Genomic DNA, 12,894 nt, shown 5'->3' with positions numbered 1-12,894 from the left:
TTTTTTCGTTATTCCTCTTGATTAATTTTTATAGTAAGTTTAATCATATCATAAAAATAACGATTTTTTCGTAAAAAAAGTTACAATGAGAGAAAATAATATTCAAACATGTATAATGTATAGGGAAATGCAGAAATTCGGGTGAATATATGTTTAAATTAACTAACATTAAAAAGACTTTTAAAGATAAGAAAAATATTGTTTCAGCCCTTGACGGCGTAACATTCGAAATAAAGTCAGGCGAAATTTTTGGGATAATCGGTAAAAGCGGTGTCGGTAAGTCTACATTATTAAAAATTTTATCCTTTCAATCGACTTACGATGAGGGTGAATTTATTTTCTTAGACAAAGACACAAAAAACTTAACACACCATGAACAAAGACAATTGCTCTTAGAAACATCATATATCCATCAAAGTTTTTCACTTCTATATAACTTAAGTGTGTTAGAAAATATCGCACTTCCCTTAATTTTAAGAGGTATCAGTAAAAAAGAAGCTTTAGAAAAGTCTAAAAAGATGCTTAGCTATGTTGGCTTAATACACAAAGAAAAAGAATATCCAATTACTTTATCTGGTGGAGAAGCACAAAGAATATCGATTGCAAGAGCATTAGTCACTCAACCTAAAGTCATCTACGCTGATGAACCTACTTCAAGTTTAGATGATGCGACTGCCTATGAAATTCTAAGTTTATTAAAACAAATTAATCAAGAGTTTAAAACAACGATTATCTTTGTCAGTCACCAAACTGAATTGGTTAAGTACTTATGTGATCGTGTGCTACTTTTAGAAAAAGGTAAGATAAAACGATTGGCTGAAGTAAAAAACACGAAAGAACTTGTAACAGATTACGAAAGCATTATATGGGGTGATGAAAATGTTTGATCTAACCTCTACTCAAATTGATAAATTAATTAAAGCAAGTTATGAAACCATTATTCTTTTAGGTTCTAGTGCATTAATATCCATTCCATTAGGTACAATTGTTGGATTTATCTTAGCCTTATACGGAAAAAATAGAATCTATGAAAATAAATTCGTATCTTATATCTTAAGTGTTTTAGTAAGTATCGTACGCTCTATTCCATTTATACTTTTAATGGTCTTAATCATTCCATTTACTTATGAATTCTTTAAGACAAGTTATGGATTTATTCCATCTTTAATTTCATTAAGCATTATTGGGATTGCAACTGTTTCAAGATTAGTTGAACAAGCAATTGTTGATATTAACCCTAATATTTATAATGTAGCTAAAACAATGGGAGCTACAAAATTCCAGTTATTTACAAAGTTTATTTATGTTGAAGCCAAATCTTCAATTATTCTTGGTTATACTTCAAGTTTAGTTTCACTCTTAGCATATTCTTCAGTTGTTTATGTAATTGGTGGTGGTGGACTTGGACATACCGCAATTGTTGAAGGTTATAATGACCCATGGGGTAAATCCATGATGTGGGCATCAACAATTTTAATGATCATTTTAGTTCAAGTTATTCAAATCTTAGGTAGCTTACTGGCAAGCCACCTAGATAAAAAAAAGAGAGGCAGAATATGAAAAAATTATTTTTAGTCGTTACGACTGTTCTACTATTCACATTAGTAGGATGTAGTAAAGAAGACACATTAAAGATTGGCGTTGACTTCTATCCAATGCCATAAATCGTTGATTTAATCAAAGACGATTTAAAGGCTGATGGAATTAAAGTTGAGGCGGTTCAAATGAACTATAACAGCTTAAATACACCATTAAATAACGATGAAATTGACGGTAACTTAATCCAACACCAATATTTCATGCAAGTATTCAATGATGCAAATAAAGGTGATCTAGTGATTGCACAACCTGTATATCATTCTAAGTTTGCAATCTTCTCAGAAAAGTATGAAACAATTAATGATATTCCAAATGGTGAAACTATTTATTTACCACTTGATACTGTTAACTTATCTCGTGCATTAATTTTATTAGAAACAGCTGGTTTAATCACTTTAAAAGATGGAATCGTTAAAACAAGTTCAACATTAGATGACATTGCAGCTAATCCAAAAAATTTAGTTTGGGACCAAAGTGCAATCAATGTTACACCTGCTAAATATCGTGACTCAGGTCGTGGATTAGCAATCATGTATCCAAGTTATGTTATTTCATCATTAGGTTCTTATGATGAAGGTGAAATTTATATGAATGAACCTTTAAACGACCTAACTAAGACTTATGCAATTTCATTCGTTGTTAAAGCATCACGTTTAAATGATGATGATATCCAAACATTCATCAAACATCTAACAAGTGATAAAGTAAGACAATGGATTATTGACCAATACGGTTTCGCAGCAATCCCTGCGTTTTAATAAATAATCACCTCATGCTATAATAAGAATGAGGTGATTTTTTTATGCAAATATTAAAAGATTTTATTTTTAATCTATTAGAACAAACTGGCATGAGTGAAGAATTAAATAAGGCTCTCGTTTCATTAACCGCGATTGCCATTTGGTTATTTTTAGGTTTTATCTTCAGTAGAATTGCCAAACGTATCATCAATAAACTTAAGGCTAAGGAAAAACACCTAGTTAAACGTAAAAAGACAATTACTGCTTTAGTTTTATCTCTTGCTAAATACTTATTCTGGTTTATTATGTTTATGATGGTTCTCTTAGAATTAGGTATTGATTTAGCTCCTGTATTAGCTTCTGCTGGTATCTTAGGATTCGCAGTAGGCTTTGGTGCTCAAGAATTAGTAAAAGACTTAATTTCAGGGTTCTTTATTGTCTTTGAAAATGCATTTGATGTCGGAGATGTGATTCAAATTGGTGATTTTAAAGGAACTGTACTAGAAATCGGCATGCGTCGTACAAAAATTAGAAACTGGAAGAATGAGATTAGACTAATTAATAACGGTGATATTAGAGTCATCAACCAATATTCTGTTGGAGACTCAGTTGGTGTTGTTGATTTCCAAATTACACCAACATTTGATATTAGTGTCTTTTATACAGAAGAATTCCAAAATATATTAAACAGTTACGCTGATCACCCTGATATGATTGATGCACCTAGGTTTGTTGGTGTCATTGAGTCACAAATCTATAACATTACCTTACGCGTTCAATTTAAAACATTAAATAATAAACATGTCGGATTAGAACGTTCAATTAGACACGACATCATGATTTTCTTAAGAAAGAAACGTGAAGAAAATAAAGTTTAACAAAAAAAGAGTTTGAATAATTTTTCAAACTCTTCTTTTTTTTATTTATTTAATTCCATTCGGTCTTATAATCATATAATCCCCATAGTTTATCAACTTCACTTGTTTCAGAAATTAAGATTTGAAAAGTTCTCGTTCTATTTCTATTACCATTTACGATATAGAAATATTTACCACCTAAGATTGGTGTATCACCTAAAATTTCATTATTAAACTTAATTTGATAAGTTAATTCGTCTTCTGGTAATAACACATCAAAGTTATAGAATCCTGATTTATTTCTACCAAAGCGGTAGCGATATATATTTGGATCAATTGCTGAATAGAACATATTTACTGTTGATTCAATTTGGCCTACTGAAGCAAATTGTGGGAAGTTTGGAACACCTAATGTTGTATTAGGAATTAGATTACCATTACTATCTTTAGCTGTAAAGTTAGTTACCATAATAACAAACGTTTTGTTATAGAAACGAGTAACTTCTAATAATCCTTCTGGATTAATTGAACCATAATAAACTTCAAAGATAATTGATAAGTTATAAGTCTTATCCATAACTGTTGTATGATAATAAGTTTGTGTCAATCCATCTTCAGATGTAACACGATAAGTAATAATAACTTCTTCTTCATCCGTTGGTTCACTACCATCATATTTTAATGTAAAGTTAGTATTTAATAATTCTTTTTCAGCAGCTGATGAATTTTTACCTATTTCAATGGTGTACTGATTTGTTACCGGATTAATCAGTCTTGCGATTGTTGCACCTGGTGGTAAAAAATCAATCATGAGTGGGCTATATTCATTTAATGGAATATTTGCTACTGTACCGTCAACTCTAAAATGACGAATGTTTGCTAAATCAGCGCCATCATAGTCAATACCAGCGTAGTATGCACTTGGTAAGTAAGTCGATTGAACGATTGCACCACTTGCATTACTGATGTAAATATTTGGATAATCTGTATCCTGACTATTTTCAGCAAATCGAATATCTTTTAAGTAACTTGATGTACCTTGATTTTTAGTGATAACAATATTAGGTGTAATAGTTGTTTGTCTACCATCTCTAATATATAGCATGGTAATAGTATATGTTCCAGGAATGGTTGCATCACTCATATGAATATTTAAGTTATTACTTACAGAATAACTAATACCCACAATTTCATTTGAAGGCATTGTATTACCATTTGGGTATTTTGCAGTAACAACAAAGTCAAAGTGTTGATAACTACTAGTTGATTCTAACTGCATAATTTGATTGATTAATGCATTATTTAATTGGAAGTTAATCCCAAATACAGTTTCAACTGCTTCACGTAACGCAGTTAAACTATTCATATTTACTGAAATATTGTCTTTATAAACTGCTGATACTGTAAATGGACGTTCAACAATATAGTGTGTATATGGTTTAATATTGCCATTTTCAGATATCACTTGATAAGTAACGGTATATGTTTTATATCCGTTATTATATGTAGGACCTGATACCATTACATTTTCTAATCTTGCAAACTTAGATATGTTTAAGTGATTTAAAAACGGTATATTATGTTCATAATTATCTAAATATGCTGGAATGTTTGAGTTAATTGTTGAACCATAATCTCCAGTATATGAACTTAATAAATCATAATCAAAATCAATATTTGTTGTAAATGTCGTTGTTGGATTATATATGATTTGTTCAGTTTCATGACTTATTGATAAGATACTATTTTCTGTGCTCTTAGCCTTTGTTATTCTTAAATATCTTGGCCCTTGACCAAAATCATACACGATACGATAACTTCCACCCTTAAGTTCTGGACTAAAGTTAACCGTATATTCAAATTCATAAATACTTCCTGATGTATTTCTAAATGGAATGGTTGTTAGACTATAGTATTGTGCATCTACATCAATATATGTGCCATTGTTATTATATTGAAGTTTAAAACTATCTTTAATATCATAACCTAATGTAATAATTGATGTATTAATTCCTGAGTTAATTCTGTAAACATTTCTTAAAATCGATGTGAACGATCCTGTAAGTTCTAAGTCAGTCGAGGTATTTGGTGTTCCTCTTGTATTAATCGTACCATTATCAAATTGATGTTGATAATGTCCAGGAATGGTTGTAGCATTATTGTAGTATTCAATATAAACAGTATAGGTTGTAGAATAATATCCATCAACAAATAAACTTGAAAGATTTAAAGCTGCTTGGCTATATGAGACAAATTCTCCTACCTCATAAGTTCCTGAGTTAACATTTGTTAGTGTAAATTCTGGTCGATATAAATTACTTACATCCATATAACCTTCGTTTAATAATGCTTGTCGGTATGCTTCTAAATTATTACCAAAACCTGCATCAGAAGCTGTTTTAGCAATCTTCGCGTTTGTTGGTAAAACTGCTTCAATCATCTGAACAATTTGATTTGAAGTATATGATGTTGTTGCACGATTTAATCTTAACGTAATTGTATTTGAACCATTATCTACAGATGCTGAATTACCATAAAGTTTAATTGAACCTGTTGTGTTTTGAACTTTAATAAATTGATTGGTTGTTAAAAGTTTAGATTTATCATTTAATGATGTTTGGAATAAAGATAAATACTCATCTAGAACTTCTTCTTCAAGTTGTTCTTTATATTGAAGAGGAATATTTTCATAATCCACATGATATGGTAAATAACTATTTAATTGATAAATTTGATCTAGTTTAATATTTGCCGGTAATGTCGCACCCAATTGGCTACCTGCAGATGTTGCAAGTACGTACATACCATTTGGACGACTACTTTTGAATCTTTCTCCTAGAATATCATTTTCTACATAGTAAATATAACTTGTAATTGGTTTTTTATCAACCATTGTTGAATCATCGCGCATAATAAACTCAGGATGATATACATACTTTTGATTGTCATTTTCAAATGATTCATCTTCAGAAATAAATGGAACTGGATTTGACCCAAGAAAATATGTACCCGATGTTACTGATGGGTTGTGATTTTCAAAAGATTCACTAATTACTTGTCTTTTAACTGGGAAATTTTCTGAGCGAGGTCCCGGATAAGGTTCATTCACAGTAACCCATCCAGTTGCCTCTATTTCAGTTGTTGTATTGGCAACAAAATCTCTTCTAATCACTACAGTTTCTGGCGTTTGTTCTTGTGCACTTCCATAACCATAGTAAAGATATTGTCTTCCACCAGATACTTCAAATTCTTTAACCTGATATCTAATATGGATGAGTTGCTTTTGAACTGTATTACCAACTTCTCGATATTTGTAATATGCCTTTTCAATAACAGTTCTTGTTGCAGTTCTTCTTGTGATTGGATAAGCATTTGAGGCGTCTTTATAACGATGGCCATTAAATACAGCTTGTGTTGTATCATTTAATTTAGCTGAATAATATAAAGCTCCATCAAACACAAAATATGTATTTGAAGTTGAGAAATTATAGTACTGGTCTAAGCGTCCAATCATATCAACATTCGGATCCATGTTTACAACAAAGTCAAAAATACCATCTGCAGTACGCATGTATTGTTGTTCTCTTCTTTGAAGACGACCAAATACACCACCAATACCTCTTTTTGTATCAGGAACAACTGTTATCCACATTTGGTTTCTATCAATCGTTGGAATGATAAATGATGCATTATGATCATAAAATGCATTTTTAATTTGATCATAGTTAAAATTCTTTTTATCAAAAGTTCCATAACTTGAATTATTAATCGCACGTACGGTACCATAGTTAATTGCCGTATCAATTTTTACATGGAATGAGTTAACGACAACTGTTGCACCAACAACACCACCAGCAACGTCAGTTGAACTGATTTGACCATGGTTTAGCATCTTACTCATGGTTGATAAACCATATCCAATAACACCACCAGATGAACTTGTAATACCTGGTCTATCTGTTGTTGATGGCTTGTATGATAAATTCGTATTAGTTGTAGTTCCAGATGCTCCAAGATACGTAATTGTTCCTCCACCCGGTCTTACTGTTGGTGAAACAGTACTACTGTTTCCTGTACTATAAGGATCTAAGTTTTCTGTAACAGCTGCGATGTTTCCGTAGTTTAACCCATTTCTTAAAACCGAGTTAATAATTGTTCGATCATCATTAGTTGCTGTAATACCGGTAAATAATGCTGTATTAACATTACCCATTTCTAATTCATCTCTTAAGGCAATTGCTAAAACGCCACCTGTTCTTGCAAAGTATTTAGAATAAGCAATAATATTACCACTATTAACAGAGTCATAAATTCTTGAATATCCATGTGAAACTGCAGCTGCAATACCACCTAAGATAATACCTCTGCGATAGTTTGTGACGTAACCACCATTTGATGATGAGGCAAAAGTTACACTACTATTTGATTCCCCTGATGTAACAATATGGCTAAATGTAATATCTGCCATGTTAATTGTATCTTGAATACTACCACCAGTATCAGCACCATTAAAGGTAACAATACCACCTACGTAAGTATTTGCTCTTCCTTTAATGCCATGATTGTTAAGACCATAATGGTCTGGTAAGGTAGATGAAATATTCGCATTATTAACAGTATTTAAAATACCATATGTTGCTTTAGGAATATTATCAGTATCTTTATTATGTAAATCTCCAGATTGGTTTCTATTTACAATACCTGCAATATAAATATTTGATGTTGAATTTATATCGGCTACGTAAATAGCCCCATTATTCATTGAATTCTTAATGTACTTACCACTTGAAAGTAAATAAGTAATACCAGAAACCCAAATATTTTGATCATTATTATTTGTCCCACTATTAGTCATAATTTCTCTTGTTGTAGGATTAAATGTAATATTATAAACTGCAATTTCACCACTTTGAATTACATTTAAAAAGTCAGTATTTGTTGCAGTTGTAATACCTGATATAATAAAGTTTTGATTTGTTGTAAATCCTCTAAAGATAATATTACCTTTGTTTTCAACGAATCTTAAGAGGTTTTCGGCACTACCTTCTGTGTGGAATAAACCAGAGTATGCTTGAGTATATGGTGTAGTTGATGAAAACTCTACATCCATTTCATTATATGATTGTGATAGAGTAATTCCGCCAGTACCACGATGATATAGTACAGTTGCAAATTTAAAGTTTGTTAATGTTGTAATTAATAAATCAGCAGGCTTTTTATTTTGTAGATAAATAAACTCTGTTGAAGCATTATGACTTGAGTTTACAACACCAGATAAATAAGTTTCATTAGGGTTTGATGTTGCACGAAGTGTTAAATTAAATTTACCTTTATTTACCCAAATACCACTTAAGTCATTTAAAATGTATGCGGCACCACTAGATTCTCCAATGACTCCACCGATAAACACTTTGACATCGCGATTACTTTGAATATGGCGAACAACAATTTCACCTTCATTCGTAATTAATCCAAAGTCATTTACTTGTCCTACAATGTTTTCTACATAACCAATCACACCACCCACATAGACTTGAGTGTTTGCGTTATATTGAGCTGATCCTGTTGTACCAAAACTATTTATTTTTGCACGATTAAGTGCGTTATATACTTTTAATTGTTTATTTGCTGTTCTACCAACAATACCACCAATATATGCTTCAAAAGCATATGAAGTTGTATTTGGTGCATGGTTACCCATTTCGTGTTCGCCTTCAACATAAGCACCATAAATCGTACCTGAAGCATATCCACTAAATGCACCATAACTAAATCGTCCAATCATTTCATTGCCTAAATTAGTATTTAAGTCTAACATGACGTTGGTGATTTTACCATCATCCATTCTTGCTGCAACTGCACCAATATAACTATGAATATTTGTATAATTAGAACTATTTGTATAAGTTAATTCAAAGTCTTTAAAGTTAATATCTTTTACTTCACCTTTTAAAAGACTAAATAATCCTAGATGATAAGCGCCTTGGTTTAATACACCATCAGAAATTTTTAAGTTATAGATATGATAGTTTTCAGTTTCTTCACTTTCACCAGATAAAATACCTTCAAATTCTACTGCAATTGTTTTAATAGAATTTGGGGCAATATCATCTATGTTAATATGATTAACTAAACGATAATTATGTTGGCGATATGCTTTACCATTAAAGTTACCATTAAAAGTAATCATTAATGTAAAGTATCTAAATTCAAATGCATTATGAATTTCAAAATAATTATCAACAAAAGCTAATCCAACTAATTTTGGATAACCATCTGTTGGATAATAAAAGAATGCATTACCTAAACTAGATGATCCTTTTAATGTATTTGTTGCCTCACCAATATGTAAGTTATTTACTGGCGTAATTGTTACTGTACTTCCACCTACGGTTAGTGAAGTTAAATAAAGTTGGTTATCATAAACTAACTTAGCTGTTGTACCACTGTTTTTAAATAAAACTGGTTGAACATTAAATGCATTCACATTAGATTGGTTAACAACTAAACGTCCAGCAAAATAACTGTCTTTAAATACGGCACCAGCTGCGTTTTCATACACTAATCCAGCTGCTTCATATTGACTGGTTGTTGCCCCTACTGGTGTTTTCATTCTAAAGCCAGCATCTGCTTGGCTTCTTTCATCTACGACATACACCTTTTCAACTAAGCCTTCATTTAAGCCGACAATGTTAGCAGCCTTCGTTAGGTTTTCATGGTCTACACGTAATTCGAATGTAGGGTTAACTAATCCAAAATTCGTGATAACTCCACTATTGTGTGTAAACATTGAATAGTATGGTGAAATAACTGTTTCAATTTCCGTTTCATCTTCACCTTCAATAATATGTATTGCATTATATCCAGCGACTGCTAAATTAGAGATTGTAAAGCCCATACCATTAAATGTACCTGTAAAGTACTTTTCATATGGCGTATTATCGATTGTTTCAAATGAATAGCCAATTGGAATAAATTGACGAGACTTCATGACACTATAATCAACATGATTACCAAGTGCATAATCTAAATCAAGCATTTTATTTCTAACTTCAATTGGTAATTTAGTTGTTTCTAATTCGTATTTAATTGAATCCAAGAAACTCACATCAACGCTAAAACGATACAGTTCTTGTGCTGTATCAATACGAATGATTTTATTTTCATCTAAGATATTTTCATCAATTAAGTCAACTACTGCATTTACATTACTTGGATTTGATGAAATATATCCGTTTAACATTGTTCTAAAATCAGAATAACTAATATATGAACTAATTTCTAAATTAGGTAATAATGAACCGAAGTCATGTTCGATTAAATCTTCACGTGGTTCAACATCTGCTGCGAAAATATCACTAGAAGTACTTAAGATTGCCCCTAAGAATACCGCAATCGATAAAAGTGAAAGAACTGTTATGAATTTTTTCATTACCAATTACCTCCCCACGGCGGTGTTAATAATCGCCAGTTTTCAACAGGACCACCAACCGCTTGAACGGCTTCAATTTTAAATGTTACTTGAAGTTCTTGTCCAACAGGTGCTGTTGCGAAACTTTGGCCAGGGAAATATGACCCAATAAATGTAATCTCTCTTTTTGTATCTTGATCAACTCTTTGAACTCTATTTTTATAGTAGTAATAACCATCTGTATGTAAATAGAAATCATTTGTTATATTTAATGGGAATCCACCAATTAATACGTATTCAGTAATTTGCCCTTGGCTATTTACTGTTCTTAAAATCTTTGATTCTAAAAAACGAACTCTAAAGTAAGTATCCACATTACTACTTACATTAAACTTCACTCTAAAGTTCTCAATAAATTGAACGTGATTACTGTCTGTAATGTTTAATGCATAAACACCTTTTTTAACTATCGTTTCTCCGCCTTGATGAAGGATTGCTTCTATTCCATCATCTTTGTCATAAATGATATTATTCTTTTCAAAATAAGCATTTAAATCAACCTTAACGAATCCTACTTCAAAATCATCATCCTTATTTCCTTGCGAAGTTAAAACAGCACCAATATAAGTGCTTGTAATGAATAAGATGAAGATGAGTGAAAATAGAATCAGTCTTTTTTTCACGATAATCCCTCTTTTTAGGTTGTTTCTACTTGATCTAATGTAACGATAAATTTATCGATTACTAAATCAAGTGATTTAAAATTATTTCCAAGTTCAGGCTTAACTTTTATATTAAAGTAGAACGTATAAGTATTTGCCAAACCAGGATTTAAATATTTATTTTGGAAAAATAACATGTTATAGTCTATATTTTGTGATACCAAATTTTCTTCTGGATAATTATATTCAATTAATAAATGTTGAAATACATCACTATTCGAAAGGCTATTTAAAGCCATTTCTAGTTTTAAATATCCAGGGATTGTTCCAGCATTTGTCATTTCTATTTTAAATGAGAAGACTTGTCCTGGTACTAACTTTGTAAACTCATATGCTTCTGTAATTTCTATGTATTCATTGTTAGGATCTTCACCATCATAATTTGCGTCAATCAATTGGTAAAGTTTAGCCTCAACATTAAGTCGTCCAGAGTAAAACATGATTGGTTGTGTACTTTTAACGTATGTGCTCCAAGCAAAAACAGCTGAGCCGATAAAAGACAGTAATGTTAATATAAACAAAACAAATCTTACAACTGTTTTTACCTTCATGTTTTACTCCTTTCCGAACTCTTTTCGAATCTTTTTAATAAGATGAAAGATTCCATATAATCCAATTAAGACCATCCATAAATAAATATTTACTAAGAATCCTCCAAAAGGTATATTAAATACTAACTTACCTTTTACGTTAGATTTCATAATTGGTTGGTCATTTACATTATTATTGTCACCTTTGGTTACAATAAGATCTCCATTAATTTCAACAATTCGGTGTAATACTTCTTTTGACCCTTGTTCAAAAGCAATTACATCACCAACATTTAATTTATCTACATTATATTTTTCATTAATATATACTAAATTATTGATACGAATCTTTGGATACATTGAATCACTTAAGACAACTCTTGTACGTACACCAACAATTTGTAGCAGGAATGTTGATGCTAGAAAAAACACGAGGATAGTGATGAAAATTGTCTCAATTTTTTTAAGCATTATGCTAACCCTGTTGCGAAGTTAATTGAACCTAAATCAGTCCAAGTTGCATAATCGTTTTGTTTTGCTTGGAAAGTAATTGAAATGATAAAAGTTTTACCAATAAAGTTATTTCCAACTAAAGATCCTTTTAATGAAAGTCCTTCTAATACTGAAATTGAAGTTGTTGTTGTAGGAATTGGATATTTTCCATCTACTTCATTGCCTACTCTATAATAGTAATAACCATTATCTAACACCCAGTTACTGCCTAATGTTAAATCAACTAGACTTAATCCATCAACATTTGTGTCATACATAACAGAAATTATCATTCTTAATTCTGATGTTACTGTCGAACCATTTGTTAATGAGAAACTACTTGAAAGTACATTTTCGCCAGGTACTACTGGTGTTGTTTTTGTTGTTCCACTATTCCAAGTGTATTTTACTTCACCAACTGTAAATTCAATTGGTGTGGTTGTTTTTGTATCAGTCAGCCAAGCTAGAATACCTGTTGTTGTCACACCTAAGGCTAACACTAATCCTAATATTAACATGAGTAATTTTTTGTTTTTCATAAGT

The 12,894-nt window shown here is 31.0% G+C and carries 9 protein-coding genes; 4 read left to right on the top strand and 5 right to left on the bottom strand.

Annotation, left to right across the window (positions count from 1 at the left end; all coding sequences use genetic code 11):
* The first annotated feature begins 149 nt into the window (after window positions 1–149).
* The 4 genes from EXC59_RS06975 to EXC59_RS06960 all read left to right on the top strand — a co-directional run bounded on the left by EXC59_RS06975 (window position 150) and on the right by EXC59_RS06960 (window position 3,217).
* On the top strand, window positions 150–887 hold the full coding sequence (locus tag EXC59_RS06975) for an ABC transporter ATP-binding protein (protein WP_162163952.1): 738 nt from the start codon (window positions 150–152) through the stop codon (window positions 885–887).
* The gene (locus tag EXC59_RS06970) at window positions 880–1,560 is read left to right on the top strand and encodes a methionine ABC transporter permease (RefSeq protein WP_162163951.1); all 681 of its coding nucleotides are present in this window, start codon (window positions 880–882) and stop codon (window positions 1,558–1,560) included. The genes EXC59_RS06975 and EXC59_RS06970 overlap by 8 nt, the downstream gene beginning before the upstream one ends.
* Before the next feature lie 104 nt (window positions 1,561–1,664).
* Window positions 1,665–2,357 carry a MetQ/NlpA family ABC transporter substrate-binding protein gene (locus tag EXC59_RS06965; protein ID WP_084145130.1) on the top strand — a complete coding sequence of 231 codons (693 nt, stop codon included), beginning with the start codon at window positions 1,665–1,667 and terminating at the stop codon, window positions 2,355–2,357.
* A gap of 44 nt (window positions 2,358–2,401) precedes the next feature.
* The gene (locus EXC59_RS06960; RefSeq protein WP_051658981.1) at window positions 2,402–3,217 is read left to right on the top strand and encodes a mechanosensitive ion channel family protein; all 816 of its coding nucleotides are present in this window, start codon (window positions 2,402–2,404) and stop codon (window positions 3,215–3,217) included.
* 49 nt (window positions 3,218–3,266) lie between these two features.
* Here EXC59_RS06960 and EXC59_RS06955 read toward each other — a convergent pair whose 3' ends face one another.
* From EXC59_RS06955 to EXC59_RS06935, 5 genes are all read right to left on the bottom strand, one after another.
* Window positions 3,267–10,628 carry a hypothetical protein gene (locus EXC59_RS06955; RefSeq protein WP_035368813.1) on the bottom strand — a complete coding sequence of 2,454 codons (7,362 nt, stop codon included), beginning with the start codon at window positions 10,626–10,628 and terminating at the stop codon, window positions 3,267–3,269.
* A complete protein-coding gene (locus tag EXC59_RS06950) occupies window positions 10,628–11,290 on the bottom strand; it encodes a hypothetical protein (protein ID WP_035368812.1) in 663 nt (220 codons plus the stop codon). The genes EXC59_RS06955 and EXC59_RS06950 overlap by 1 nt, the downstream gene beginning before the upstream one ends.
* 14 nt (window positions 11,291–11,304) lie before the next feature.
* A complete protein-coding gene (locus EXC59_RS06945; protein WP_162163950.1) occupies window positions 11,305–11,769 on the bottom strand; it encodes a hypothetical protein in 465 nt (154 codons plus the stop codon).
* Window positions 11,770–11,883: 114 nt separating this feature from the next.
* On the bottom strand, window positions 11,884–12,330 hold the full coding sequence (locus EXC59_RS06940; protein WP_051658980.1) for a signal peptidase I: 447 nt from the start codon (window positions 12,328–12,330) through the stop codon (window positions 11,884–11,886).
* Window positions 12,330–12,890, bottom strand: coding sequence for a hypothetical protein (locus tag EXC59_RS06935; RefSeq protein WP_035368808.1), 561 nt, complete (start codon window positions 12,888–12,890; stop codon window positions 12,330–12,332). Before EXC59_RS06935 ends, EXC59_RS06940 begins: the two co-directional genes overlap by 1 nt.
* Window positions 12,891–12,894: the final 4 nt, after the last annotated feature.

Source organism: Acholeplasma hippikon, assembly GCF_900660755.1.
Lineage (GTDB): Bacteria > Bacillota_I > Bacilli_A > Acholeplasmatales > Acholeplasmataceae > Acholeplasma > Acholeplasma hippikon.
This window is presented reverse-complemented; position numbering and strand designations above follow the sequence as displayed.

What these genes read in the sequence shown, in the direction of transcription:
- EXC59_RS06935 (WP_035368808.1), bottom strand. Translation starts at nt 12,890, where the DNA reads ATGAAAAACAAAAAATTACTCATGTTAATATTAGGATTAGTGTTAGCC.
- EXC59_RS06960 (WP_051658981.1), top strand. Translation starts at nt 2,402, where the DNA reads ATGCAAATATTAAAAGATTTTATTTTTAATCTATTAGAACAAACTGGC.
- EXC59_RS06940 (WP_051658980.1), bottom strand. Translation starts at nt 12,330, where the DNA reads ATGCTTAAAAAAATTGAGACAATTTTCATCACTATCCTCGTGTTTTTT.
- EXC59_RS06970 (WP_162163951.1), top strand. Translation starts at nt 880, where the DNA reads ATGTTTGATCTAACCTCTACTCAAATTGATAAATTAATTAAAGCAAGT.
- EXC59_RS06955 (WP_035368813.1), bottom strand. Translation starts at nt 10,628, where the DNA reads ATGAAAAAATTCATAACAGTTCTTTCACTTTTATCGATTGCGGTATTC.
- EXC59_RS06975 (WP_162163952.1), top strand. Translation starts at nt 150, where the DNA reads ATGTTTAAATTAACTAACATTAAAAAGACTTTTAAAGATAAGAAAAAT.
- EXC59_RS06945 (WP_162163950.1), bottom strand. Translation starts at nt 11,769, where the DNA reads ATGTTTTACTCTGGACGACTTAATGTTGAGGCTAAACTTTACCAATTG.